Origin of the sequence: Streptomyces sp. NPDC002044, assembly GCF_040296725.1 — a bacterium.
Classification (GTDB): domain Bacteria; phylum Actinomycetota; class Actinomycetes; order Streptomycetales; family Streptomycetaceae; genus Streptomyces; species Streptomyces antarcticus.
Genome location: NZ_JBEOXU010000015.1, coordinates 49,073 through 73,782, shown reverse-complemented (window position 1 = coordinate 73,782; position 24,710 = coordinate 49,073). Strand labels below are relative to the sequence as shown.

Genomic DNA, 24,710 nt, shown 5'->3' with positions numbered 1-24,710 from the left:
TCCAGGAGGGCGTCGGGGCGGGGGATGTGGGGGAGGACGGCGGCCAGGACGCCGCGGGCGCGGCGGGCGGGGCCGGAGGCGGGGTCGGTGCGGGCGGTGGCGTGGGCTTCGGGGTGGGCTTCGGCGGCGGTGTCGGGGTGGGTGTCGGGGTGGGGGTCGGGGTGGGCGTGGGCTTCGGTGGGCACGGCGGGGGAGGCGGCGGCGGGCAGTGGTGCCCGCCGTGATGGCCGCCGTGGTGTCCCCCTCCGTGCCCGCCGCCGTGGTGGCGTCCGTGATGTCCGCCACCCGGACCACCGCCGCGGCCGCCGCCGAGGACCGCCGTGACCGCGGCGGCGGCGTGTACGCCGTCGCCGGAGTCGGTCGTCGCGTAGGCGCTGCTATCAGCCACGGCCGGCGTGACGGCCAGGGCCGCCCACAGCAGGACCGGGACCGCCAGCAGGCGCCTGGCACAGGCTCTGTTCACCCGGGGAGCATGGGCCCGCGCGTGCCCGCGCACGCGAGGGTCGGCCCTGGTTCGCCTGAACGGGTGGACTGTCGACCGTAGAGGTTTGAGCCAGCTTGTCGGTCGTCGTGTAACGAGTCCGATCGATCGACGATCAATTCCCAAAAGGGATTTGTCGGTAACCGTCATTCCGCTCGGGAGGGCCCACGAGGGCCTTTGGTGTGTGACGAAGAACGGATCGTCAATTTCCGCTTTTGCTCGCTCTGTTGGGCAATGATCAGTACATTCGGCTCGTACAGGAGTCCGACCTCGGACGGACCACCACCGGAACAAGGCTTGGAGACCTCGATGGAGCGCCCCGCCTGGGCCCCGCCGGGCATCGACATATCGGTGCCGAGCGTGTCCCGTATCTACGATTACTACCTGGGCGGCTCCCACAATTTCGAGGTCGACCGCCAGGCCGCCCGTCGCGCCATGGAATTCATGCCGGGCCTGCCCAAGATCATGCAGGCGAACCGGGCATTCATGCGCCGGGCCGTGCGCTACGCCGTCGATCAGGGCGTCACGCAGTTCCTCGACATCGGCTCCGGCATCCCCACCTTCGGCAACGTCCACGAGATCGCCCAGGCCGCCGACCCCGAGTCCCGCGTGGTGTACGTCGACCACGACCCGGTGGCCGTGGCGCACAGCCAGGCCGTCCTGGACGGAGACGACCGCACCGGCGTCGTCGCCGCCGACCTGCGCAAGCCGCAGGACATCCTGAATGACCCCGAGGTGACCCGGCTGCTGGACTTCGGCCGCCCGGTCGCCCTGCTGCTCGTCGCCGTCCTGCACTTCCTGGAGGAGGAGGACGAGCCGTACGCCGCCGTCGCCCGGCTGCGCGACGCGCTCGCCCCCGGCAGCCTGCTGATCCTCACCCACGCCTCCTACGAGGGCATCCCGCTCACGGAGGAGGTCGCGGGCGGAACCGTGGGCGTCTACCGGGAGATCCGCAGCCCCCTCATCATGCGCAGCGGGGAGCAGATCGTCCGCTTCTTCGACGGCTTCGACCTGGTGGAGCCCGGGCTGACGTCCATGCCCGGCTGGCGCCCCGAGATCTCCGCGGGTGCCCACGACCTCGAGGCGGAGGAGGACCCGTACGCCTTCTCGGGCTTCGCCGGCGTGGGACGCAAGGCGTGAGACTTCCGGCACAGACGGCCGGCGCCCCGGCCGCCGCCGCAGCCGCGGGGGCACCGGCCGCGGCGGCCCCCGCGGGACTGCAGGGCGGCCTGGAGGACCGGATCGCCCGCTTCGCGACCATCTGGGGCCGGGCGATCTTCCCGGTCACGGCGACCTCGCTGACCCGCCCGGAATTCGAGCGGCACCTCCTGCCGCTCACCCGGACGCTCGCCGAGGCCCTGCACGCCCGGCCCTTCGACGCCGGAGTGGCCCAGCGGGTCGGGGCGGAGCTCGTCGCGGTGCACTGCACCGACCCCGAGGCCCTCGCGGGGACCCTCGGCGTGATCGAGTCCTACCTGGTCCTGTACTGCGGCTCGGTGGCCCAGGCGGGGCCCGTCGCCTCCGGAGCGGACGGCACCGAGGAGTACCGGTCCCGCTGCGCCCGGCTCCAGCACGGGATCGCGGCCGGCTTCGCGCGGGCCCTGCGCGAGCGCACGCTCAAGGAGCAGGAGGCCATCGCCCGCTCCGCGCTGACCGCCCGCATCGACGCCCAGCAGGCACTGCACGCGAGCGAGGCGCGCTTCCGGGCGGTGTTCGAGGGAGCGGCCGTCGGCATCGGGATCGCCGACCTGGACGGCAACGTACTGGAGGCCAACGACGCGCTGCTCCAGATGTTCGGCGGCCTGGAGGGCCACGTCCGCGGCCGCAAGGTCAGCGAGTGGGGACACCCGGACGACACCCCGCACGTCTGGCGGATGTACGGCGAACTGGTCCGCGGCGAGCGCGAGAGCTACCGCGTGGAGAAGCCCTACTACCGGCACGACGGCACCGTGCTGTGGACCAATCTGACGGTGTCCCTGCTGCGCGACGCCGAGGGGGTGCCGCAGTATCAGCTGGCGCTGATGGAGGACACGACCGAGCGACGGCTGCTGAACCTGCGGCTGCGCTACGAGGCCACCCACGACGCCCTGACCGGGCTGCCCAACAGGACCCTGTTCTTCGAGCGGCTGGAGAAGGCTCTGAGCGGGGCCGGCGGCAGCCGCTTCGGCCTGTGCTACCTGGACCTCGACGGATTCAAGGCGGTCAACGACAGCCTCGGCCACTCGGCGGGCGACCGGCTCCTGGTCGAGGTCGCCGACCGGCTGCAGAGCTGTGCCACCGGTCCCGGCGAGGTGGTCGCCCGGCTCGGCGGCGACGAGTTCGTCGCGCTGACCACCGGCTCCGACACCGAGGAGAAGGTGACCGACCTCGCGGTCCGCATCCTGTCCGCGCTGTCGACGCCGATCCGCATCGAGGGCCGGGAGCTGACGGTCCGGGGCAGCATCGGCATCGTCGAGGGCCGCGCGAGGGAGCGCACCCCGGCGGAGGTGCTGCGCAGCGCCGACATCACCATGTACCGGGCCAAGGCGGCCGGCGGAAACCGCTTCGAGTTCGCCGACGCCGAGGCCGACGCCCGGGCCATCACCCGGCACGGACTGACCAACGCCCTGCCGGCGGCGCTGGAGCGCGGCGAGTTCTTCATCGAGTACCAGCCGCTGGTGCACATGCACGACGGCAGCGTGCACGGCGCCGAGGCGCTGGTGCGCTGGTCGCACCCGCAGTACGGCGTGCTCGGGCCGGACCGGTTCATCCCGCTCGCGGAACGGACCGGGCTGATCATCCCCCTCGGCCGCTGGGTCCTGGAGGAGTCCGTCCGCCAGGCCCGCAACTGGCAGCGTCAGCTCGGCGGCGCGTCCCTGCGGATCAACGTCAACCTCTCGCCGACCCAGCTGCACCACCCCGGCCTGGTCGCCGACACCGTGGCGGTGCTGGAGAAGTCGGGCCTGGCCCCCGGGGCGCTGTGCCTGGAGGTCACCGAATCGGCCCTGATCGGCGCCGACGACGAACTCCTCGAACCCCTGCGCCGGCTCGCCGCCCTGGGCGTGGACATCGCCCTCGACGACTTCGGCACGGGCTACTCGAACCTCGCCAACCTGCGACGTCTGCCGGTGAGCGTCCTGAAGCTGGACCGCTCCTTCACGCAGGGGATGCAGCAGATTCCCGCCAACCCGGTCGACGTCAAGATCGTGGAGGGGATCGTCGCCCTGGCCCACAGTCTCGAACTGGCCGTCACCGTCGAGGGCGTGGAGACCGGTGCGCAGGCAGCCCAGCTCCGTGCCCTTGGCTGTGACACCGCGCAGGGCTGGTACTACGCGCGCCCCGGAGCACCGGACCGCATCCACACCCTCTCCCTCTCGGACGCCGTGCCCACTCCTGCCCCCAGCTCCACCTTCTCCTGACGGGCGGGGGCGGGAGCCGGCGGCGCAGGCCGGGCTGTCAGCCCAAGCCGGCCTCCGTCCCGTTGCCCGGCTCACGAACGGCGGCCAGGACGCGTGCGTGTGGAAGCTCTGGGTTCCCGGTATCGGGCAGAGCAGCATGGCGCCGCCGTCCGAGCCGAACCACTGGTGCCAGTCGTCCCGGCTCAGCCCCTCAGCCGTGACGTCCCCGAGCACCATCGTGGGCGCTCGCTCCGTGCTTCCCTCGAAGGGGATGCCGAGCAGCCTCCTCGTCGTGCTGCCGCCGCCGTCGCAGCCTGCCAGGCAGTGGCTCCGGACCGTGCGGCCGTCCGCCAGCTCCGCGTCGACTCCTGCCCCGTCCTGGCGGATTCCGGTGAGGGACGCCCCGTACTCCACCACCACGCCCAGTTCGGCGAGCCGTTCGCGCAGTACCCGCTCCACCTGCCACTGCCCCAGGAAAAGGGCCCCCTCGTAGGGGGCGTCGCTGACATGGGCCCCGTCGAAATACTTGCGGAAGACGAGCCCGCGGCTTCCGATGTCCGCGAGCCGTCCGGCCACGTCCGGCCCTTCGAAGAGCTTCAGGGTGTCGGGGTGCAGCGTCTTGCCGCGGGATTCGCGGTGTGGCGCGGAGCGCTGGTCGACGATCCGCACACCCGCACCGCTGCGGGCCATTTCGCACGTCAGGCTCAGCCCCGTGGGGCCGGCTCCGACGATCGGTACGTCAGTCATGACGAGTCCTTTCCTGCGTGTGATCCCCGTCGACCTCGCGTCGATGTCTCAAGGAAAGCGCCTCACGAGAAAAAAAGCAACCCGGTTACAAAATTTACTCGGTCACGAAACTGTGCTACGGTGTACGCATGGAAAACACGACGGGTCTCCGTGAGAACAAGAAGCTGCGTACGCGCCGCCAGCTGGCGGCCACGGCGCTCGAACTCTTTCTGGAACGCGGCTTCGACGCCGTCTCGGTGGCGGACATCGCCGCCGCGGCGGAAGTCTCCAAGCCCACGCTGTTCCGGTACTTCCCGAGCAAGGAGGATCTGGTGCTGGACCGGTTCGCCGACCACCAGGACGAGGCGGCGCGCATCGTGCGGGGCCGGATGCCGGGGCGGGGCCCCGTCGGCGCCCTGCACGAGCACTTCGTCGCGGCCCTCGCGGAGCGCGATCCGATCACCGGCCTGTGCGACCACCCCGACGTCCTGGCCTTCCAGAAGCTGGTCTACTCCACCGCCGGCCTAGAAACGCGGATCGCCCACTACAGCGCCCGGGAGGTGGACCTGCTCGCCGATGCGCTCGAAGCCGAGTCGGTTCCGCCGCTCACCGCCCGGCTGGCGGCCCTGAACCTGGTGACCGCCCGTCAGGAGCTGGGCCGGGCGAACTATCGTCGGATCGATTCCGGCAAGAGCGCCGACGAGGCCCACCCGGAGGCCGTGGCCGAGGCCGACCGGGCCTTCGGAATGCTGGCCGGCGGGCTCGAGCGGGTCCTGCCCATACGCGGGGCCTGATCCGCGCGGACCGCCAGGTCAGCCGGTCAGGATGCGCTTCAGTTCGCGGGCGGCGCGCGGCGGAGCCACGTCCGTGCGGTGCGCCAGGGCGATCGTGCGGCGCAGGGGCGAACCGGCCAGCGGGGTCGCCCGCAGGCCCGGGCCCGCGCGGTCGACCACCATCGCCGGGACCACCGCCACCCCCAGCCCGGCCCGGACGAAGCCGAGCACCGCGTCCATCTCGCCGCCCTCCACGGTGAACACCGGCTCGAAGCCTTCCGCGCGGCAGGCCGTCACCGTCATCTCCCGCAGGTCGTAGCCGTGCCGGAACATCACCATCGGCTCGTCCCGCAGCCCGGAGACGGTCAGCTCACGGCCTTCGCCGGGCGGCGGCAGCTCGGACGAGGAGACCACCACCAGGTCCTCCGTCAGCAGCTCCACCGTCGTCAGCGCCGGAGCCGAAGGCGGCAGGGGCAGCGCGATCAGAGCCAGGTCCAGCGCCCCCCGCGCCAGTTCCCGTACCAGGTCGAGCGAGCCGCTCTCCTCGATCAGCAGCTCGATCCCCGGATGCGCCGTGTGGAAGGCGCGCAGCACATCCGGCAGCAGGCCCGTGCACACGCTCGGGGTGGCGCCCAGCCGGATCCGGCCGCGCCGCAGCTGTGCCAGCTCCTGCACCTCCTGCCGGGCCGTGTCCGCGTCCGCCAGGATCCGCCGGGCCAGCGGCAGCAGGGCGTCACCCGCGTCCGTGAGTGTGATGTTGCCCCGAGCCCGGCTGAAGAGCTCCGCCCCCAGCTCCCGCTCGAGCGCCTTGATCTGCTGGGACAACGAAGGCTGGGCCACGTGCACCCGCTCCGCGGCCCGGGTGAAGTGCCGGGTCTCCGCCACGGCCACGAAGTAGAGGAGCTGCTGGAACTGCATCCGCCCAGGTTACGCCCCTTCATAGGTGGGGGCTATCAATAGGAGCTCCATCATGTCTTGGACCTTTCAGGACGTTGGTCCTTACCGTCGGTGTCATGGCTATGGCAACGCGGACGGACCGACGGCCGTCCACCACACGCACGATCTGGGACTCGTCGGTCGGCAAGAAGACCGTGATGGCGGTCTCCGGCCTGGTCATGCTCGGCTACCTCGTCGTGCACATGCTCGGCAACCTCAAGATCTTCTTCGGGGCGGACGAGTTCAACGGGTACGCCCACTGGCTGCGCACCCTCGGTTCTCCGTTCCTGCACCACGAGTGGGCGCTGTGGATCGTGAGGGTGGCGCTGCTGGCGGCCGTCGCCGCCCACGCCGTGTCCGCGTACCAGCTCAGCCGGCGGGACATCAGGGCCCGCCCCGTGAAGTACGCGCACAAGCGCCGCCGCGCGAGCTACGCCACCCGGACCATGCGCTGGGGCGGCATCATCCTGGCCCTGTTCATCGTGTGGCACCTGCTCGACCTCACCACGCTCACCGTCAACGAGCGCGCGTGGGCCGGCCATCCCTACGAGAACGTGCTCTCGACCTTCTCCACCTGGTACGGGAACACCGTCTACATCGTGGCGATGGCAGCCCTCGGCCTGCACGTCCGCCACGGCTTCTGGAGCGCCGCACAGACCCTCGGCGCGGGCAGCGCCCGGCGCGACCGGACACTGAAGTTCCTGGCCAACGCCCTGGCCCTCGTCCTCTTCGCGGGCTTCGTGTCCGTCCCCGTCGCCGTCATGACCGGAGTGGTGAGCTGACCATGAGCCCCAACGACAGCAGCTTCGCCCACTACACCACCGGTGAGCCCCTGGCCGACGCCAAGGCCCCCGAAGGCCCGATCGCGGAACGCTGGGACCGCCGCCGCTTCGAGGCCAGGCTCGTGAACCCGGCCAACCGCCGCAAGCACACCGTCATCGTCGTCGGCACCGGCCTCGCGGGCGGCGCCGCCGGTGCCACCCTCGCCGAACAGGGCTACCACGTCGTCCAGTTCTGCTTCTCGGACTCTCCCCGCCGCGCCCACTCCATCGCCGCCCAGGGCGGCATCAACGCCGCGAAGAACTACCGCAACGACGGCGACTCGGTGCACCGTCTCTTCTACGACACCGTCAAGGGAGGGGACTTCCGCGCCCGCGAGTCCAACGTCCACCGCCTGGCGCAGATCTCCGTCGAGATCATCGACCAGTGCGTGGCGCAGGGAGTTCCCTTCGCCCGTGAGTACGGCGGCCTCCTCGACACCCGCTCCTTCGGTGGAGTCCAGGTCTCCCGCACCTTCTACGCCCGCGGCCAGACCGGACAGCAGCTTCTCCTCGGCGCCTACCAGGCACTCTCCCGGCAGATCGCCGCGGGCAACGTCGAGATGCACGCCCGCACCGAGATGCTCGACCTGATCGTGGTCGACGGAGTGGCCCGCGGCATAGTGGCCCGCGACCTGGTCTCCGGTGAGATCACCACGCACCACGCCGACGCGGTGGTGCTGGCGAGCGGCGGCTACGGCAACGTCTTCTATCTCTCCACCAACGCCATGAACTCCAACGCGACGGCCGTCTGGCGGGCGCACCGGCGCGGCGCGTACTTCGCCAACCCCTGCTTCACCCAGATCCACCCCACCTGTATCCCGCGCACCGGCGACCACCAGTCCAAGCTGACCCTGATGAGCGAGTCCCTGCGCAACGACGGCCGCATCTGGGTCCCCAAGGCCCAGGGCGACCACCGCCCCGCCGCGGACATCCCCGAGTCCGAGCGCGACTACTACCTGGAGCGGATCTACCCCTCCTTCGGCAACCTCGTCCCCCGCGACATAGCCTCCCGCGCCGCCAAGAACGTCTGTGACGAGGGCCGCGGCGTCGGGCCCGGCGGCCAGGGCGTCTACCTCGACTTCGCCGACGCCATCCGCCGCATGGGCCGGGACAAGGTCGCCGAGAAGTACGGCAACCTCTTCGAGATGTACGAGCGGATCACCGCGGAGAACCCGTACGAGGTCCCCATGCGGATCTACCCCGCCGTCCACTACACGATGGGCGGCCTGTGGGTCGACTACGACCTCCAGACCACCGTCCCCGGCCTCTTCGCGATCGGCGAGGCGAACTTCTCCGACCACGGAGCCAACCGGCTCGGCGCGTCCGCCCTGATGCAGGGACTGGCCGACGGCTACTTCGTACTTCCCTCCACCATCAACGACTACCTGGCCCGCCACCCCCACCGGGAGGCCGTCGACGACACCCACCCCGAGTCCGCCGCCGCCCTGCGCGAGACCCGCGAGCGCCTCGCGAGGCTGCTCGCCGTCGACGGCGACCGCACCCCGGACTCCTTCCACCGGGAGATCGGCGAACTCATGTGGGAGTACTGCGGCATGGCCCGCACCGCGGAGGGGCTGCGCAAGGCGCTCCAGCGGATCCCGGAGATACGCGACGAGTTCTGGCAGCGGATCAAGGTCCCCGGCCGCGGCGAGGAGTTCAACCAGTCACTGGAGAAGGCAAACCGCATCGTCGACTACCTGGAACTCGCCGAGCTGATGTGTCTCGACGCCCTCCACCGCGCGGAATCCTGCGGCGGCCACTTCCGCGGGGAGTCCCAGACCGCGGCGGGCGAGGCCGAGCGGCGCGACGAGGAGTTCTCGTACGCCGCGGCCTGGGAGTTCACGGGCGGCGCCCCCGTCCTGCACAAGGAAGACCTCGTCTTCGAGTACGTCCACCCCACCCAGCGGAGCTACGCATGAAGCTCACCCTGCGCGTCTGGCGCCAGCAGAGCCCCGACGCCCCCGGCGCCATGGCCTCCTACGCGGTCGACGGCATCTCGAAGGACATGTCCTTCCTGGAGATGCTCGATACCCTCAACGAGGACCTCATCCTGCGCGGCGAGGACCCGGTCGCCTTCGACCACGACTGCCGCGAGGGCATCTGCGGCGCGTGCAGCCTCGTCATCAACGGCGACGCCCACGGGCCCGAGCGCACCACCACCTGCCAGCTCCACATGCGGTCCTTCGCCGACGGCGACACCATCGACGTCGAGCCCTGGCGGGCCGCCGCCTTCCCCGTGGTCAAGGACCTCGTCGTCGACCGCGGCTCCTTCGACCGGATCATCCAGGCCGGCGGGTACATCTCCGCCCCCACCGGCGCCGCCCCCGAGGCGCATGCCACCGCCGTGCCCAAGCGCGACGCCGACCACGCCTTCGAACACGCGGAATGCATAGGCTGCGGGGCCTGCGTGGCCGCCTGTCCCAACGGCTCGGCGATGCTCTTCACCTCGGCCAAGATCAACCACCTCAACGTCCTCCCGCAGGGCTCGCCCGAGCGGGAGACCCGGGTCCTGGACATGGTGGCCACGATGGACGAGGAGGGGTTCGGCGGCTGCACCCTCGCCGGGGAGTGCGCCACGGCCTGCCCCAAGGGCATCCCGCTCCCCTCGATCGCCGCGATGAACAAGGAGTGGCTGCGGGCGCTCCGCAAGGGTCCGCGCTGATCCGCGCGGTACGGGCGACCGCCGGGAGGCGCTCCGGGAGCGGACCGGGACGGTTCCGGCAGGGGGGTGGATCCCCGGTGGGCGCGGGCATGAGAGTCGGATGAGAAACGACCGGGAGACGGAAGTCCTGTCCATCCGCCGTATGCGTCGGTTTATGCTGACGTTGGCTTTTCGGGGGGCTGCCGGACCGGCAGAGGGCCTGTCGCGTCCGCGAACCCCGAGGTGTAGAAGATGAGTGGTATCCGCCGGTACCTCAACTGGGCGGGGCTTCGGCGCCTGGCCCGCGTACTGGGGAAACCCGGCGGCGTCCCTCGACAGCCCTCCGCGCACGAGCGGGAGCGGACCGGGAGCGGTGACGGCGCGGCCGCCGCGCCTCGCGGCCGCGAGGACGAGATCCTGGCCGCGCTGGGGGCCGCCGAGGGCGTCGTCCGCTACCGGGGCCGACTGGCCGTCGTACGGGACGACCTGCTGCCGGCCGGCCTGCGCGCGGCGAACCTGCGGGCCGCCGCCGAGGCGTTGGAAGCGGCGGACATCGGCTACGGCCTCGTACCGGACGGGGGACTGAGCCACCGGGTGGCCATCGCCCCCGGCCGCCGCGAAGCAGCCCTCACCGCCTGCGCCGACGCCTTCACCGGCCGACCCGTCTACGCCGAACTCCTGGGCGACGGCGGGGTGCTCGCCACCGTACTCGCCGAGACGCTCCCCGCCGCCGTCGCCTCGGCGGAGGCCACCGCGGGGGGCGACGCACCGCGCCCCGGCGTCAAGGGCATCCGTCTCCACCAGCCGGTGGTCACCTCCGGCCGTACCCTCCACCTCGGTGCCGACCACGGCTGCGACCTCGAGTTCTGGGACGCCCCGGACTCCGGCGCCGGCGGGATCGCCTCGCTGCGCGAGACGCCGTTCGGCTGGTGGGTCCCCTCCCTGGCCGCCACCGGCACCCACCGCGTCGGAGACCGGGAGTACCCCCTCGTGGACGCCCTCGCCCGGCGCTTCCCCGACGACATCGACTTCCCGATCGACGCCGTCATCACCTGGGTGGACGCCTCCGACCCCGCGTGGCGCCGCCGCCGAGAGCAGGCGGCCGCCGCGGCGCAGCTCCCGCCCGGCGCCGGAGCCCCCGACGCGGAGCTCCCCGCCCCGGACGCCTCCGCCGCCCCCGCCGTGGACCGCGGCGAGCACCGCTACCGCGACCGCGGCGAACTGCGCTACTGCCTGCGGTCGATCGCCGCGCACGCGCCCTGGATCCGGCACGTCTTCCTGGTCACCGACGACCAGGTCCCCGCATGGCTGGCCGCCGACCACCCCGGCATCACCGTCGTCGACCACCGCGATCTGTTCGCCGAGCCGGACGTCCTGCCCGTCTTCAACTCCCATGCCATAGAGACCCAGCTGCACCGGATACCCGGCCTCGCCGAGCACTTCGTCTACTTCAACGACGACATCTTCCTCGGCCGGTCCCAGCGCCCCCAGAACTTCTTCCTCCCCTCCGGCCTCCCCAAGGTCTTCCACGACGACCGCGCCGTCCCGCCCAGTTCCCCGGACTCCGAGGACGACGTCTTCACCCTCTCCCAGCGCGCCACCCGCCGGGCCGTCGAATCCGCCGTCGGCCGCACCTATCCGCGGATCCTGGCCCACACCCCCTACCCCCTCAGCCGCTCCCTCTTCGAGCACCTCGAAGAGCGCCTGCCCGGCGGCCTCACCGGCACCAGCCGGTCCGTGTTCCGCAGCGCCACCGACATCGCCCCCGTCACCCTGGCCGTCCACCTGGCCCTCGCCGACGGCCACGCGGTCGAAGGCGAGCTGACCGCCGCCTACGTGTCCACCGGCCACGCCGACGAGCTCGAACGCCTGGGCGACATGGTCCACCACCGCGAGTCCGACGCCTTCTGCCTCGCCGACGACGCCGGTACGCGGCTCTCCGCGCAGGCCCAGCAGCGCGCGGTCGGCGCGTTCCTGGAGGCATACTTCCCGGTCCCCTCGCCCTACGAGAGACCGGCCGAACCGGCGGTACCCCCGGCCTCCACATCCCCGTCCGCCCCGGCCTCCACATCCCCGTCCGTCCCGTCCGCCCCGCCCCCGCCCGCGTCTGCGCCGATCGGCTGACCCGGGCCTCCCGCGCCGCGCCGCGCCCCGGCAGACCTCCGCCCATGCGTGACAGTGGGCCCCATGCCACATGCCCCCACCGGGTCCGGACCGCGCCGCCGCAGCGTGCTGGCCGCCGCCCTCGCCCCGCTGGCCGCGGCCGGCTGCGCGGCCGAGGAGCACCCCCCGGCCCCCGGCCCGCCCGCCGGAGCGCGAGACGCCCTGGTCATGGTGATCCGGCACGCGGAGAAGCCGTTCGCGGGCGACACCGCCGAAGACGACGAGGGCGTCGAACACCCCGGCTCCCTGTCCGGCCGGGGGCTGCGCCGCGCCGAGGAACTGCCGCGCCTCTTCCCGCCGTCGGCCCGCTCCTCCCTGCCCCGTCCCGCCGCCGTCTTCGCGGCCGGCGGCAAGGCCGCCCCCGAGCGGTGCGGGCAGACGGTGGCGGCCCTCGCCACCGCGCTGCGCACGCCGGTGCGCGCCGGGTTCGCCGTCGGCGCCGAACCCGTCCTCGCCCGGGCCGTGCTGGCCGCCCCGATGCCCGCCCTGGTCTGCTGGGAGCCGGCCGGCATCCCCCGCCTGGTCCGGGCCCTCGGCGCACACCAGGTCGTCGGCGTGCCCGCCGCCTGGCCCGACCGGTACGACCTCGTCTGGATGTTCACCCGCCGCCAGGGCCTGTGGAGCTTCCGCGAACTGCCGCAGAACCTGCTGCCCGGCGACGCGTAGCGCCGGTGCCGGGGCGCGCCGTCACGGGGCGCCCCGGCCGCCGTCCTCCGCCAGCGCCCTCGCCAGGTACGGTGCCGTGCGGCCCACCCCGGCCGCGGCCACCTCCGCCGGGGTGCCCGTCGCCACGACGCGGCCGCCCTCCGTACCGCCGCCCGGACCCAGGTCGATCACCCAGTCCGCGCCCGCCACCACCGCCATGTCGTGCTCGACCACGACCACCGAGTGCCCGGCGTCCACCAGCCCGTGCAACTGCCGCAGCAGCACCCGTACATCGGCCGGATGCAGTCCCGTCGTCGGCTCGTCCAGTACGTACAGGGTGTGGTCGTGGCGCACGCGCTGCAGCTCCGTCGCCAGCTTGATCCGCTGCGCCTCGCCGCCCGACAGTTCCGTCGCCGGCTGCCCGAGCCGCAGGTAGCCGAGCCCGATGTCCTCCAGGGCCCGCAGACTGCGCGCCGCCGCCGGCACCCGCGCGAAGAAGTCCGCCGCCGCCTCCACCGTCAGCCCGAGGACCTCCGCGATGTCCAGGCCCCCGTACCGGACCTCCAGGGTCTCGGGGTTGTACCGGGCTCCTGCGCAGGCGGGGCACGGGGCGTACGTGCTCGGCAGGAACAGCAGCTCCACCGAGACGAAGCCCTCGCCCTGACAGGTCTCGCACCGGCCGCCCGGCACGTTGAAGGAGAACCGGCCCGGCTTCCAGCCGCGTGCCCGCGCCTGCGGCGCCGCCGCGAAGAGCCGGCGCACCACGTCGAACAGCCCCGTGTAGGTCGCCAGGTTGGACCGGGGGGTGCGGCCGATCGGCTTCTGGTCGACCTCCACCAGCCGCCGTACGGGGAAGTCCGCGTCCGCCAGCCGCTCGCCGGCCTCCCGGGCCAGCACCTGGCCCACCAGCGTGGACTTCCCCGAGCCCGACACCCCGGTCACCGCCGTGAACACCCCCAGCGGGATGCGGGCCTCCACCCCGCGCAGGTTGTGCCGGTCGACCGGGCCCAGGAGCATGGACCCGCTCGCCCCGCGCACCGGCCGGCGCGCACGGTCCGCCGGGGCCGTCCCGGACAGGTACGGCGCCGTGGCCGACCCCGGTACGTCCGCCAGGCCCGCGGGCGGCCCGCTGTACAGCACCTGTCCGCCGTGCTCCCCGGCCAGCGGCCCCACGTCCACCAACCAGTCCGCGTGCCGCACCACGTCCAGGTGGTGTTCCACGACGAACACCGTGTTCCCGGCCTCCTTGAGCCGGTCCAGTACGCCGAGGAGGGCCTCCGTGTCGGCGGGGTGCAGCCCGGCCGACGGCTCGTCCAGTACGTACACCACGCCGAACAGGCCCGACCTGAGCTGCGTGGCCAGCCGCAGCCGCTGCAGTTCGCCCGCGGACAGGGAGGGTGCCGTCCGGTCCAGGCTCAGATAGCCGAGCCCGAGCTCGGCAACGGGTCCGATCCGCGCGCGCAGGTCCTCCGTCAGGACCCGCGCCGCCTCCCCGGCCGCGGGCGCGGACTCCCGTACGGAGGCCAGGGCGGAGGCCAGTACGGCGTCCAGTTCGGACAGCGGCATCCCCGCGAGGTCCGCGATGCCGTACCCGGCGAAGGTCACGGCCAGCGCCTCCGGACGCAGCCGGTGCCCCTCGCACGCGGGGCACGGCGAGTCGGCGAGGAACGTCTCGGCGCGCGCCCTCAGAGCGGCGCTCTTGCTGTCCGCGAACGTCCGCATGACGTGGCGGTGCGCGCTCATGTACGTGCCCTGGTAGGGCCGCTGGATCCGGTCGGCGTCGCGTACCGGGTGCACCGTCACGACCGGCTGCTCCTCGGTGAACAGGATCCACTCGCGGTCCTTCGCGGGCAGCTCCCGCCAGGGCCGGTCCACGTCGTGGCCGAGGGCCTCCAGGACATCGCGCAGGTTCTTCCCCTGCCAGGCGCCCGGCCAGGCCGCGATGGCACCCTGACGGATCGACAGGTGCGGGTCCGGTACGAGCAGTTCCTCGCTGGTGCGGTGGATCCGGCCGATCCCGTGGCACGAAGGGCAGGCGCCGGCCGCGGTGTTGGGGGAGAAGGCGTCGGAGTCGAGGTGCCGGGCGCCCGGGGGATAGGTGCCGGCCCGGGAGAACAGCATGCGCAGCGAGTTCGACACCAGGGTCACCGTCCCCACCGAGGAGCGCGAACCGGGAGAGGAGCGGCGCTGCTCCAGCGAGACGGCGGGCGGCAGTCCCGTGACGGAGTCGACCTTCGGCGCTCCGATCTGGTGGATGAGGCGGCGGGCGTACGGGGCGACCGACTCGAAGTACCGGCGCTGGGCCTCCGCGTAGAGCGTCCCGAAGGCGAGCGAACTCTTGCCGGACCCGGAGACGCCCGTGAACACGGTCAGCGCGTCGCGCGGGACGTCCACGTCGACGCCGCGCAGATTGTGCTCCCGGGCGCCCCGCACGCGGACGTACGGATCGACGGCGCGAGGATCGCGGGCCGGGGGACCGGCGGGGAAGGGTGCGGAGGCGGGCGGGTGCATTCGTCCCAGTTTAGAGGCCCGCGATCCGTGCCAGCCCGCGATAGGACTCCAGCAGCGCCGTCCGGTCGTACGTGGACGTGGTGACGAGCAGCTCGTCCGCGCCGGTCAGCGCGGCCACCTCGGACAGCTCCGCCGCCACCTGCTCCCCGGTGCCGTGGACGTGCCCGGCGAGGGCGCCCTCGTACAGCTCCCGCTCCTTGGAGGACATCTCCAGCGCCTCGACCTCCTCGGCCGGGCGGAGCGGGGGGAAGCTGCCCCGGGTGCGGGAGCAGGCCAGGGCCCACGCCTCCGGGACCAGGATCCGCCGGGCCTCCTCAGCGGTGGCGGCCACGGCCACGGTCCCGGAGACCACGACGTACGGCTCCGGGCCCCACGCGGACGGCCGGAACTCCCGCCGGTACGTCCCGACGGCCTCCGCGACCCGGTCCCGGGAGCGCAGATCGCCCACCACCAGTGGCAGCCCGGCCCGGGCGGCGATGCCGGCCCCGGCGCCGGTGGCCAGGACGAAGGCGGGGATCCGCAGCCCCTCGGCGGGGCGCGCGTGGATCTCGGGGTGCGCCGTCTGGCTGCCGTCGAGCCAGCCCAGCAGCTCGGCCAGCCGCCCCTCGAACCGGTCGGCGTCCCCGGTGTCCCGGCCCAGGGCGCGCCGGATCCCGTCGGTGAACCCGACGGAGCGGCCGAGTCCCATGTCGATCCGGCCGGGGAAGAGGGACTCCAGCACCCCGAACTGCTCGGCGACCACCATCGGCTGGTGGTTGGGCAGCATGACCCCGCCCGTGCCGACCCGGATCCGCCGGGTCGCTCCGGCGACGGCGGCCGCCAGCACGGTGGGGGCGGAGCCCGCCACGCCGGGCACGCTGTGGTGCTCCGAGACCCAGAAGCGGTGGTATCCGAGCTCCTCCGCCGCGCGGGCCAGCTCCACGGTGTCGCGCAGCGCCTGCGGGGCGGGGTGGCCCTCACGGGTGCGGGACCGGTCGAGTATCGAGAGTTTTCGGATCACACTCGTGTCAACGCCGGGCGGCCGCGAGGATTCCCGGACCGGGGCGGGGAGGCCGGCCGCAGGCGCGTTTGCCCTCTCCGCCCACTCCGCCCTCTCCGCCCGCTCGCGCCGCCTGGCCCGCCCTCCTCCCCGCCGGCCCTTCCGGGGGCGCCCTAGGGTGGCGGGATGACCGAGAGCACCGTGCGGCCGCTGGCCGTCTTCGACATCGACAACACCCTGGCCGACACCGGCCACCGCCAGCACTTCCTGGAGGGTCGGCCCCGCGACTGGAACGGTTTCTTCAAGGCGGCCCCGGCCGATCCGCCGCTCGCCCGCGGGGTGGCGCTGGCGCGGGAGAGCGCGCGGGAGTGCGAGCTGGTGTACCTGACGGGCCGTCCCGAACGGTGCCGCAAGGACACGGTCGACTGGCTCGCGCGGCACGGCCTGCCCGAGGGAACGCTGTCGATGCGCGGGAACCAGGACCGGCGGCCGGCCCGGACGACGAAGCTGGAGGTGCTCAAGCGGATCGCCCGGGGCCGGGAGGTGCGGATGCTCGTCGACGACGACGAGCTGGTGTGCGGGGCGGCACGCGCCGCGGGCTTCCGGGTGGTCCTGGCGGACTGGGCCGCGGACGCGCCGGAGCTCAAGGCGGCCCAGGAAGGCGAGGGCCGCACCTGAGCGGACCGCACCTGAGCGGGCAGGCCCGGGGCGAACAGGGCAGGGCCGGTCGGCCCCGGGCTCAGGCGTCCTCGTCGAGGCGGAAGCCGACCTTGAGGCCCACTTGGTAGTGCGCCACCTCGCCGTTCTCGATGTGCCCGCGCACCTGTACGACTTCGAACCAGTCCAGGTTGCGCAAGTGCTGCCCCGCCCGGGTGATCCCGTTGCTGATGGCCTGATCGATGCCCTCGGGGGAAGTGCCGACGATCTCGGTCACCCGGTACGTGTGATTGGACATGGGGGTCTCCCGACACTGGGTGGCTGTTGCCTTGTTCTACGGTGCCCCAGTTAGTCCTGCTCCGCGAACTTTGCGCGAAGAGTCACGGGCCAAACCCTCTTGACCCGCCTATTGGTCTATGCCAATTTCAAGCCATCTGAGCCCCGTTCCCAGAAGGTGACCTTCGTGAAGATGCGCTTCCTTGCCGTGTGTACCGCCCTCGCGGCCGCGGCCGCCCTCACGGGCTGCAGCCAGTTGGCCGACTCGGCCGGAGGACCACAGAAGGTGACGCTGTGGCTGATGAAGGGCAGCGCCTCGGACGACTTCATCGCCAAGTTCACCGCGTCGTTCGAACAGGAGCATTCCGGCGTCGACCTGGAGGTGAAGATCCAGGACTGGACGGGCATCGGCGACAAGGTGAGCGGCGTCCTCTCCGGCGAGAGCAAGGAGAGAGCCGACGTCATAGAGGTGGGCAACACCCAGGTGTCCCGGTACATCGAGGTCGGCGGCCTCTCCGAACTCACCCTCGAGGGCCTGCGCGAGTGGGGCAACAAGGACTGGCTCAAGGGCCTCTCCGACCCCGGCAGTGTCAACGGCGCCCAGTACGGCGTCCCCTGGTACGCCGCCAACCGCGTGGTCATCTACAACAAGGACCTCTTCGCCGGGGCCGGGATCAAGGCCCTGCCCAAGAACCGCCAGGAGTGGATCCAGGCCACCCAGCGGCTCGACAAGGGCGACCAGCAGGGCATCTACCTCGCGGGCCAGAACTGGTACGTCCTCGCCGGATTCGTCTGGGACGAGGGCGGTGACCTCGCCGTCGAGAACAGCGGCAAGTGGACGGGCACGCTCCACGACGACAGGGCACTGGCCGGCATGGAGTTCTACAAGCAGCTCCAGGGCCTCGGCGACGGCCCCAAGGACGCCGACGAGGAGACGCCTCCGCAGTCGGAGGTCTTCGCCCGAGGGCAGGTCGCGCAGATCATCGGCCCGCCCAGCCAGGTCAAGGAGATCGAGGCCGCCAACCCCGCCCTGAAGGACAAGCTCGGCTTCTTCCCGATCCCCGGCAAGACCTCGGAGAAGGCGGGCGCCGTCTTCACCGGCGGCTCCGACCTGATCATCCCGGAGAAGACCCGGCAGCGGGCTCACGCGGTGGACGTGATCACCGCCCTGGTCAGCGAGAAGTGGCAGACCGAGCTCGCCCGCACCATGAGCTACGTGCCGAACCGGACGTCCCTGGCCCACGTGGTCGAGGGCAACGAGGGGGCGATGGCCATGGCCCCCGGAGCGGCCCAGGGCCGGGCCACCCCGAAGTCCGCCCGGTGGGCCGAGGTGGAGGCCGAGAACCCGATCAAGCCGTACATGACGGCCGTCCTCACCGGCCAGGACCCCAAGCAGGCCGCTCAGGCGGCTTCCGACACGATCAGCAGGGTCCTCGGCTCCGACCGCTGAGCGCCGCGCGGCACCTCCCGCGCCCCCGGCGCACGGCCGCGGGCCACCCGCCGAGCGCCGAGTTCAGCGTCCGCACATCCGGGGGCCTCGGAGCGGCCATGTCGAATCCAGTCCGCCACGGAAGAAGTAAGGAGCCAGGCCGCACACCCGCCGGCCTGGCTCTCCGTGCCCGGCTCAGGAGTCGCCATGACGATCGCACCCCTGTCCCCGTCCCCCCTCCTCAGCGCCCCGGCCACCGCCACCCCCGTCCCGGTTCCCGCCCCGGTCCCCGGCGCGGTGGCCGCCGCGGCCCTCCCCGCCCACTACGCCGTCCGCCTCGCGCGCGACGAGGACGAGGTGCGCGCCGCCCAGCGCCTGCGCCACCAGGTCTTCGCCGGAGAGTTCGGCGCCCGCCTGGACGGCCCGGAGCCGGGTCTCGACGCCGACGCCTTCGACGCGTACTGCGACCACCTCCTCGTCCTCGACGAGGAGACCGGCCAGGTCGTCGGCACCTACCGGCTGCTGCCCCCGCAGCGCGCCGCCGTCGCCGGACGCCTCTACTCCGAGGGCGAGTTCGACCTCTCCGCCCTCGACCCCATCCGCCCCGACCTCGTCGAGGTCGGCCGCTCCTGCGTCCACCCCGACCACCGCAACGGCGCCGTCATCGCCCTCATCTGGGCCGGCCTCGCCCGCTACATGGACCGCTCCGGGCACAACTGGCTCGCCGGGTGCTGCTCGATCCCGCTCGCCGATGGCGGAGTCCTGGCCGCCGCCACCCGGGAGACCACCCTGGCCCGTAACCTCGCCCCCGAGGAGTACCGCGTCACCCCGCACCTCCCCTGGAACCCCGCGGGCATCACCCACCCCGGCCGGATGGAGGTGCCCCCGCTGCTCCGCGGCTACCTGCGCCTGGGCGCCTGGGTCTGCGGCGAGCCGGCCCTCGACGCCGGGTTCGGCTGCGCCGATCTGTACGTCCTGCTCTCCCTGCGCCGTACGAACCCGCGCTACCTCAGGCACTTCCTCTCGCTCGCCCCGGCCGCATGAGCGGCTGGCTGCCCACCTCGCCGTGCACCCCCGAGGGCTGCGCCGCCCACCAGGGGCGCACCGCGGGCCTGCCGCGGGCGGTGCTCCGGCTGACCACCGCCCTGGCACTGCTCCTCGCCGGCGTCCTGTGCGCCCCGCCGGTCCGGCTGCTGCCGGCCGGCCCCCGGCACGCGGTGCTGCGGGCCTGGGCCGCCGCGCTCGTACGGTCCTTCGGGATACGCGTCGTCCCGTACGGCAGCCCCGGCCCGGACGGGGGCCGCCTGATCGTCGCCAACCACATCTCCTGGCTGGACATCCCGCTCGTCCTCGCCGTCCTCCCCTCCCGGATGCTGGCCAAGAGCGACCTCCGGGGGTGGCCGGTCCTCGGCCGCCTCGCCCGGCGGGCCGGAACCCTGTTCATCGAACGCGACCGGATCCGCTCCCTGCCCGCCACCATCGGGGAGGTCACCGGCGTGCTGCTGGCCGGGGGCCGGGTCACCGTCTTCCCCGAGGGATCCACCTGGTGCGGGCGCGCCCGGGGGCTCTTCCGCAGGGCCGCCTTCCAGGCCGCCCTGGACGCGCGGGTCCCCGTACAGCCCGTGCACCTCGCGTACCTGCGGGGCGACGGGGAGCCGGCCGGGGAGCCCGCCTTCGTCGGTGACGATCCGCTGACCGCCTCCCTGTGGCGGACCGCCCGTGCCCGCGGCGTGCGGGCCGAGGTCAGGCTGCTGCCGCGGATCCCGCCGGGCCGGTACGCGGACCGGCGGGACCTCGCGGCCGCGGCTCAGGCGGCCGTCAGCGCCGCCGCGGGCCCGGCGCCGTCACCCGGGATCCCCGCTCAGCCGGCCGGGGCGTGGGCGACCGACAGGGACAGCGCGAAGCGGCCCGCCGCGTCCGTCCACCACTGGGTCAACTCCAGCCCCACAGCGGCCAGTTCCTTGCGCACCCCCTCCTGACGGAACTTCGCCGAGATCTCCGTCAGGATCTCCTCGCCCGCCGCGAACGGCACCACCACGTCCAGCGCCCGGATCTTCACCAGCAGGTCCGACCGGGCCCGCAGCCGCATCTCGATCCACTCCCGCTCCCGGTTCCACACCGCCACGTGATCGAAGTCGGCGGTGTGGAAGTCCGCGTTCAACTCCCGGTTGACGACGGCCAGGACGTTCTTGTTGAACTCCGCCGTCACCCCCCGGCCGTCGTCGTACGCCGCCACCAGTACGGCCTCCTCCTTCACCAGGTCCGTCCCCATCAGCAGCGCGTCCCCCGGCGAGAGCATCGCCCGTACGGAGGCCAGGAACAGGGCCCGCTCCGGCGGCAGCAGGTTGCCGATGGTGCCGCCCAGGAACACCACCAGCCGCGGCCCGGGGGACTGCGGAAGCCGCAGGGCCCGCGTGAAGTCGGCCACCAGCGCGTGCACGCGCAGCCTCGGATGCGCCTCCAGGAGGGATTCCGCGGCCCCCCTGAGGGCGCTCTCGCTCACGTCCACCGGTACGTACGTGTCCAGCCCGGGCATCGCCTCGATCAGGTGCCGGGTCTTCTCCGAGGATCCGGAGCCCAGCTCCACCAGGGTCCGGGCCCCGCTCGCCGCGGCGATCTCACCGGCCCGCTCCAGCAGGATCTCCCGCTCCGCCCGGGTCGGGTAGTACTCGGGCAGCCGGGTGATCTCCTCGAACAGCTCGCTGCCCCGTGCGTCGTAGAACCACTTGGGCGGCAGCGCCTTGGGGGTGCTCGTCAGCCCGTGCAGGACGTCCGTGCGCAGCGCGGCCTCCGCGGCGTTCTCGTCGAGGGTCCGGGTCAACTGGAAGTCACTCACGAGCGCTCCTTCTCCCCGAGCGGGGTCTCCTTGAGAGGGGTCAGTTCGACCCGCGTACGGGTGGCGGTCAGCAAGGTCCGGTCGGGCACCTCGCACCAGCGGGTGTCGTCGTCGTACGGCTCGGAGGCCACCACCGTGCGGCGGGCCTCCGGATCGGCCAGGTACCAGAGCGAATCGCCCCAGGCCGTCGCGGCGATGGCCGCCCCGTCGGTCAGCAGCAGGTTCAGCCGGGAGCCGGGCGCGGCGGTGGCCACCTCCCGGACCGCCTCGGCGAGCGCCGTGCCCAGACCGTCCCCGGCACGCAGCCGGCGCAGGACCAGGGCCCACACGAACGCCGAATCCGTGCGCGCGGACAGCCGGAGCAGCTCCCGTGGCGGCAGCGCGGCCGCGAGCGGCGCCACCGCGTCGGGCCAGTCCCGCACCGCGCCGTTGTGGCTGAACAGCCACGGCCCGTCCGCGAACGGCGCCGCCGCGGCCTCGCCGTCGGCCCCGGCCCGGGTGGCGTCCCGTACGGCGGCCAGCAGGGCCCCGCTGCGCACCACGCGGGCGAGGTCGGTGAAGGTCTCGTCGCCCCAGACGGGGCCCGACCGGCGGTAGCGGCCCGGAACGGGGTCGCCCTCCGCGTACCAGCCGACGCCGAAGCCGTCGGCGTTGACCGTGCCGTTGCGTTGCCGGCGCGGCTCCCAGGACTGGCGAACGAGGGAGTGCCCGGGCTCGCTCAGCAGTCGCCCGAGGGCCACCTCGGGCCCCAGATAGGCGAGGTGACGGCACATCAGGCGGCACCGTCCCGTGCCGTGCGGAACCCGGAGAAGATCTGCCGGCGCACCGGGAGGTCCCAGTTGCGGAACGTGCCGCGGCACGCGACCTGGTCGACCGCGAAGGAGCCGCCGCGCAGCACCTTGTGCTCCGGCCCGAAGAACACCTCCGAGTACTCCCGGTACGGGAACGGCCGGAACCCCGGGTACGGCAGGAAGTCGGAGGCCGTCCACTCCCACACGTCGCCGATCAGCTGGCGCACCCCGAGGGCGGAGGCCCCGGCGGGGTAGCTGCCCGCCCGGGCCGGGCGCAGGTGGCGCTGGCCGAGGTTGGCGTGGGCGGGGGTCGGGTCGGCGTCGCCCCAGGGGTAGCGGGTCGAGCGGCCGGTCGCCGGATCGTGCCGGGCGGCCTTCTCCCACTCCTCCTCCGTGGGCAGCCGGCGGCCCGCCCAGCGGGCGTACGCGTCCGCCTCGTACCAGCTGACGTGCAGCACCGGCTCCTCGGCCGGAACCGGCTCGGTCACCCCGAAGCGGCGGCGCAGCCACTGGCCGTCCTCCCGGCGCCAGAACAGGGGCGCGGCGATGCCGTGGGCGCGGATCTGCTCCCAGCCGGGCGGCGCCCACCAGCGGGGGTCGCGGTAGCCGCCGTCCGCGATGAACTCCTCGTACGCGGCATTGGTCACCGGGGCCGTGTCGATCCAGAACGGCCCGGTCTCCCGGGTGTGGGCGGGGCGTTCGTTGTCGAGCGACCACGGTTCGGCGGAGGTGCCCATCGTGAACGGGCCACCGGGGACGAGGACTTCGGCCGCGGACGGCGGAACGAACGGCGCGTCCGGCTCCGGAGCCGTCAGTACGGGGGCGCCCGGCCGGAGCTGATGTGTGATCAGCATGGTCTCGTCGTGCTGCTGTTCGTGCTGGGCGATCATGCCGAACACGTAGCCGGAGTCCAGCAGCTCCGTCCCTTCCAGAGGGGTGTGCTCCAGCAGGTCGAAGACCCGGCCCCGCACCTCGGCCGCGTACCGGCGGGCCTCGTCGGGGGCCAGCAGCGGCAGCTTCGGCCGCTCGGCGCGCGGGTGCTCGAAGGCGTCGTACAGCGGGTCGATCTCGGGGTGCATGGACGGGCGGCCCGCGACGTTGCGCAGCAGCCACAGCTCCTCCATGTTCCCGATGTGCGCCAGGTCCCAGACCAGCGGGGACATGAGGGGCGAGTGCTGCGCGACCAGGTCGGGCTCGCTCACGGGGTCGGTGAGTGCGGCCGTACGGGCGCGGGCGGCGGTCAGCGCGGCGGCCGCCCGCTCCCTCAGGTCCTCGGGGGGCGCGCGGTGCGCTTCGGTGGTCACGGGCGGACCTCCGCTCCGGCGAGCAGCCGCTCGGGCGGGTCGTCGGCCGGACATCGGCCGCGCAGGACGTACCGGTCGGCGAACGCCGCGACCGTGTCCCGTACGCGCGTGCTCGCACCGAGCCGGGGCAGCGCCTCGGCGGCGGCCCGGAAGCAGGCGGTCGCCGCGCCGCGCAGCTCGGGGTCGGCCAGCCCGTGCCGGGCGGCGGACCTCCAGAGCGGGTTGCGGGGCGCGGGCGCGTGGCCGTAGGAGTCCGCCAGCGCCTTCGCCACCCGGTACGCCGTCTCGGCGGCCTCCGGGTCGTCGAACAGCGCGTGGACGACGGCCAGGGGCACCACCCAGCCGTCGTCGCCGGGCTGCGCGTCGATCATCCGCAGTTCGAGGTGGCCGCGGGGGCGGACCGGCGGGAACAGCGTGCTGAGGTGGTAGTCGAGGTCTTCGGCGTCCGGGCGCCGCAGCCCCGGGGGCCCGCCGCCGCGCAGCCAGTCCCGGAAGGTCATCCCGCGGGGCACCGTCCACGGGTCGCCGTCGTAGGACCGTACGCACATCAGCTCGGTGTCCAGTGCCTGCCGGACCCACCCGGACCGGGGCGCGGTGTCCATCGGCGGGGCGAGGGCGCGCCGGCTGTCGATGTCGGCCCAGTTCCCCTGGCGGGCGCTGCGCCAGCCGGCGTACGGGCCTTCCGGACCCGGGGAGTTGGCGAACGCGGCCACCAGCACCGCGCCGAGCAGGTGGGCGAGGCGCCAGCGGCGGCCGAGGCCGAACAGGCCGGGCTCCTCCTGTCCGGCGTCCACGCAGACCTGCACGGACGCGGAGCCGCACATCATGGCGCGGCCGGCCGGGCCGGTGCGGTCGAAGTGGGCCTCCATCGCCTCGTAGCGCGGGCTGTGCAGCAGCCGGTGGTACGGGCGGCGCGGGTCCTGGCCGAGGCCGCGCAGGACCAGGCCGCGGGGGAGCAGCGCGGCCCGGACGGCCGCGAGGTCGGACCGGAGGTCGTCCACGCACCCGGTGAGGGAGTCCGACGGGGCGGAACTGAGCTCCAGCTGGCCGCCGGGTTCGACGGTCACCGAGGAGTGCAGGGGCAGGGCGCGGGCGGCGGCGTGCGCGGAGCGCAGCCGCTCGGGCGGCACGGGCAGGCCGGGGCGCTCGGCGTCCACGACGAGCCATTCGAGCTCGGCGCCGATGAGCCGTGGCGGGCCGGTCTTGAAACAGATGCCGTGGAGCAGGTCCTCGGCCTCCGTCTCGCTGAGGGTCGCGCCGGGGGCAGGCGCGGCCGGGTGGGGGGCCTGTGGTGCGGGAACGGCTGAGTCGTGTGACATGACCGGGTCCTCGTCTCCTGTCGTAGGCCGTGACATCACCGGTGC

General features: G+C 73.3%; 21 protein-coding genes and 1 pseudogene. 12 read left to right on the top strand and 10 right to left on the bottom strand.

The annotated features are described in order from the left end of the window. Positions 1-185, bottom strand: a 185-nt coding sequence (locus ABT106_RS06650; protein ID WP_502979239.1) for a hypothetical protein, incomplete at its 3' end; no start/stop codon positions are given. Positions 186-790: 605 nt separating this feature from the next. On the opposite strand from ABT106_RS06650, the gene ABT106_RS06645 reads away from it, so the two are divergent. Together ABT106_RS06645 and ABT106_RS06640 are read left to right on the top strand one after the other, a co-directional pair. Further along, positions 791-1,621 carry an SAM-dependent methyltransferase gene (locus ABT106_RS06645; protein WP_351273234.1) on the top strand — a complete coding sequence of 277 codons (831 nt, stop codon included), beginning with the start codon at positions 791-793 and terminating at the stop codon, positions 1,619-1,621. Continuing rightward, positions 1,618-3,879 (top strand): putative bifunctional diguanylate cyclase/phosphodiesterase, encoded by a 2,262-nt coding sequence (locus ABT106_RS06640; protein WP_351273232.1) that lies wholly within the window; start codon positions 1,618-1,620, stop codon positions 3,877-3,879. Before ABT106_RS06645 ends, ABT106_RS06640 begins: the two co-directional genes overlap by 4 nt. A 126-nt stretch (positions 3,880-4,005) precedes the next feature. Here ABT106_RS06640 and ABT106_RS06635 read toward each other — a convergent pair. Next, a pseudogene (locus ABT106_RS06635) lies at positions 4,006-4,605 on the bottom strand (FAD-dependent monooxygenase); the annotation flags it as partial. A gap of 128 nt (positions 4,606-4,733) precedes the next feature. On the opposite strand from ABT106_RS06635, the gene ABT106_RS06630 reads away from it, so the two are divergent. Continuing rightward, the gene (locus ABT106_RS06630) at positions 4,734-5,378 is read left to right on the top strand and encodes a TetR/AcrR family transcriptional regulator (protein ID WP_351273229.1); all 645 of its coding nucleotides are present in this window, start codon (positions 4,734-4,736) and stop codon (positions 5,376-5,378) included. 18 nt (positions 5,379-5,396) lie between these two features. Here ABT106_RS06630 and ABT106_RS06625 read toward each other — a convergent pair whose 3' ends face one another. Further along, positions 5,397-6,275: a LysR family transcriptional regulator gene (locus tag ABT106_RS06625; RefSeq protein ID WP_351273226.1), complete on the bottom strand. Its 879-nt coding sequence runs from the start codon at positions 6,273-6,275 to the stop codon at positions 5,397-5,399. Between the two features lie 95 nt (positions 6,276-6,370). Between ABT106_RS06625 and ABT106_RS06620 the strand changes: the two genes are divergently transcribed. The 5 genes from ABT106_RS06620 to ABT106_RS06600 all read left to right on the top strand — a co-directional run bounded on the left by ABT106_RS06620 (position 6,371) and on the right by ABT106_RS06600 (position 12,584). Next, complete coding sequence (locus ABT106_RS06620) at positions 6,371-7,075, top strand: succinate dehydrogenase (protein ID WP_351273223.1); 705 nt, start codon at positions 6,371-6,373, stop codon at positions 7,073-7,075. 2 nt (positions 7,076-7,077) lie between these two features. After that, positions 7,078-9,033 carry a fumarate reductase/succinate dehydrogenase flavoprotein subunit gene (locus tag ABT106_RS06615; RefSeq protein WP_351273220.1) on the top strand — a complete coding sequence of 652 codons (1,956 nt, stop codon included), beginning with the start codon at positions 7,078-7,080 and terminating at the stop codon, positions 9,031-9,033. Further along, a complete protein-coding gene (locus ABT106_RS06610) occupies positions 9,030-9,776 on the top strand; it encodes a succinate dehydrogenase/fumarate reductase iron-sulfur subunit (protein WP_351273218.1) in 747 nt (248 codons plus the stop codon). Before ABT106_RS06615 ends, ABT106_RS06610 begins: the two co-directional genes overlap by 4 nt. A 231-nt stretch (positions 9,777-10,007) precedes the next feature. Next, positions 10,008-11,879 carry a stealth family protein gene (locus ABT106_RS06605; RefSeq protein WP_351273216.1) on the top strand — a complete coding sequence of 624 codons (1,872 nt, stop codon included), beginning with the start codon at positions 10,008-10,010 and terminating at the stop codon, positions 11,877-11,879. Positions 11,880-11,942: 63 nt separating this feature from the next. Continuing rightward, entirely contained in the window at positions 11,943-12,584 is a 642-nt protein-coding gene (locus ABT106_RS06600; protein WP_351273214.1) for a hypothetical protein, read from the top strand. 21 nt (positions 12,585-12,605) lie between these two features. On the opposite strand, the gene ABT106_RS06595 is transcribed toward ABT106_RS06600, so the two are convergent. Together ABT106_RS06595 and ABT106_RS06590 are read right to left on the bottom strand one after the other, a co-directional pair. Next, positions 12,606-15,074 carry an excinuclease ABC subunit UvrA gene (locus tag ABT106_RS06595; protein ID WP_351273211.1) on the bottom strand — a complete coding sequence of 823 codons (2,469 nt, stop codon included), beginning with the start codon at positions 15,072-15,074 and terminating at the stop codon, positions 12,606-12,608. Positions 15,075-15,084: 10 nt separating this feature from the next. Then, entirely contained in the window at positions 15,085-16,074 is a 990-nt protein-coding gene (locus ABT106_RS06590; protein ID WP_351273208.1) for an MsnO8 family LLM class oxidoreductase, read from the bottom strand. A gap of 165 nt (positions 16,075-16,239) precedes the next feature. Here ABT106_RS06590 and ABT106_RS06585 point away from each other — a divergent pair, with 165 nt between their 5' ends. Then, a complete protein-coding gene (locus ABT106_RS06585; protein WP_351273205.1) occupies positions 16,240-16,731 on the top strand; it encodes a phosphatase domain-containing protein in 492 nt (163 codons plus the stop codon). Between the two features lie 61 nt (positions 16,732-16,792). Here ABT106_RS06585 and ABT106_RS06580 read toward each other — a convergent pair whose 3' ends face one another. After that, entirely contained in the window at positions 16,793-17,008 is a 216-nt protein-coding gene (locus tag ABT106_RS06580) for a dodecin (protein ID WP_351273202.1), read from the bottom strand. Positions 17,009-17,173: 165 nt separating this feature from the next. Here ABT106_RS06580 and ABT106_RS06575 point away from each other — a divergent pair, with 165 nt between their 5' ends. From ABT106_RS06575 to ABT106_RS06565, 3 genes are all read left to right on the top strand, one after another. Beyond that, positions 17,174-18,436 (top strand): extracellular solute-binding protein, encoded by a 1,263-nt coding sequence (locus ABT106_RS06575; protein WP_502979238.1) that lies wholly within the window; start codon positions 17,174-17,176, stop codon positions 18,434-18,436. 186 nt (positions 18,437-18,622) lie between these two features. Further along, positions 18,623-19,459 carry a GNAT family N-acetyltransferase gene (locus ABT106_RS06570; RefSeq protein ID WP_351273199.1) on the top strand — a complete coding sequence of 279 codons (837 nt, stop codon included), beginning with the start codon at positions 18,623-18,625 and terminating at the stop codon, positions 19,457-19,459. Beyond that, positions 19,456-20,394, top strand: a complete 939-nt coding sequence (locus ABT106_RS06565) for a lysophospholipid acyltransferase family protein (protein ID WP_351273197.1) — start codon at positions 19,456-19,458, stop codon at positions 20,392-20,394. The genes ABT106_RS06570 and ABT106_RS06565 overlap by 4 nt, the downstream gene beginning before the upstream one ends. On the opposite strand, the gene egtD is transcribed toward ABT106_RS06565, so the two are convergent. From egtD to egtA, 4 genes are read right to left on the bottom strand one after another with little or no spacing between them, the layout of a single operon-like run. Further along, complete coding sequence (gene egtD, locus ABT106_RS06560) at positions 20,277-21,251, bottom strand: L-histidine N(alpha)-methyltransferase (RefSeq protein WP_351273194.1); 975 nt, start codon at positions 21,249-21,251, stop codon at positions 20,277-20,279. The genes ABT106_RS06565 and egtD overlap by 118 nt on opposite strands. Then, positions 21,248-22,024 (bottom strand): ergothioneine biosynthesis protein EgtC, encoded by a 777-nt coding sequence (gene egtC, locus ABT106_RS06555; protein ID WP_351273191.1) that lies wholly within the window; start codon positions 22,022-22,024, stop codon positions 21,248-21,250. The genes egtD and egtC overlap by 4 nt, the downstream gene beginning before the upstream one ends. Further along, on the bottom strand, positions 22,024-23,346 hold the full coding sequence (gene egtB, locus ABT106_RS06550; RefSeq protein ID WP_351273188.1) for an ergothioneine biosynthesis protein EgtB: 1,323 nt from the start codon (positions 23,344-23,346) through the stop codon (positions 22,024-22,026). The genes egtC and egtB overlap by 1 nt, the downstream gene beginning before the upstream one ends. Continuing rightward, positions 23,343-24,665, bottom strand: coding sequence for an ergothioneine biosynthesis glutamate--cysteine ligase EgtA (egtA, locus tag ABT106_RS06545; protein WP_351273185.1), 1,323 nt, complete (start codon positions 24,663-24,665; stop codon positions 23,343-23,345). Before egtA ends, egtB begins: the two co-directional genes overlap by 4 nt. Positions 24,666-24,710 lie beyond the last annotated feature (45 nt).

Excerpts from the sequence above, each read along its gene's own strand:
- ABT106_RS06645 (WP_351273234.1), top strand. The coding sequence starts at position 791 with ATGGAGCGCCCCGCCTGGGCCCCGCCGGGCATCGACATATCGGTGCCG.
- ABT106_RS06630 (WP_351273229.1), top strand. The coding sequence starts at position 4,734 with ATGGAAAACACGACGGGTCTCCGTGAGAACAAGAAGCTGCGTACGCGC.
- ABT106_RS06625 (WP_351273226.1), bottom strand. The coding sequence starts at position 6,275 with ATGCAGTTCCAGCAGCTCCTCTACTTCGTGGCCGTGGCGGAGACCCGG.
- ABT106_RS06620 (WP_351273223.1), top strand. The coding sequence starts at position 6,371 with ATGGCTATGGCAACGCGGACGGACCGACGGCCGTCCACCACACGCACG.
- ABT106_RS06615 (WP_351273220.1), top strand. The coding sequence starts at position 7,078 with ATGAGCCCCAACGACAGCAGCTTCGCCCACTACACCACCGGTGAGCCC.
- ABT106_RS06610 (WP_351273218.1), top strand. The coding sequence starts at position 9,030 with ATGAAGCTCACCCTGCGCGTCTGGCGCCAGCAGAGCCCCGACGCCCCC.
- ABT106_RS06605 (WP_351273216.1), top strand. The coding sequence starts at position 10,008 with ATGAGTGGTATCCGCCGGTACCTCAACTGGGCGGGGCTTCGGCGCCTG.
- ABT106_RS06600 (WP_351273214.1), top strand. The coding sequence starts at position 11,943 with ATGCCACATGCCCCCACCGGGTCCGGACCGCGCCGCCGCAGCGTGCTG.
- ABT106_RS06595 (WP_351273211.1), bottom strand. The coding sequence starts at position 15,074 with ATGCACCCGCCCGCCTCCGCACCCTTCCCCGCCGGTCCCCCGGCCCGC.
- ABT106_RS06585 (WP_351273205.1), top strand. The coding sequence starts at position 16,240 with ATGACCGAGAGCACCGTGCGGCCGCTGGCCGTCTTCGACATCGACAAC.
- ABT106_RS06580 (WP_351273202.1), bottom strand. The coding sequence starts at position 17,008 with ATGTCCAATCACACGTACCGGGTGACCGAGATCGTCGGCACTTCCCCC.
- ABT106_RS06570 (WP_351273199.1), top strand. The coding sequence starts at position 18,623 with ATGACGATCGCACCCCTGTCCCCGTCCCCCCTCCTCAGCGCCCCGGCC.
- ABT106_RS06565 (WP_351273197.1), top strand. The coding sequence starts at position 19,456 with ATGAGCGGCTGGCTGCCCACCTCGCCGTGCACCCCCGAGGGCTGCGCC.
- egtC (WP_351273191.1), bottom strand. The coding sequence starts at position 22,024 with ATGTGCCGTCACCTCGCCTATCTGGGGCCCGAGGTGGCCCTCGGGCGA.
- egtA (WP_351273185.1), bottom strand. The coding sequence starts at position 24,665 with ATGTCACACGACTCAGCCGTTCCCGCACCACAGGCCCCCCACCCGGCC.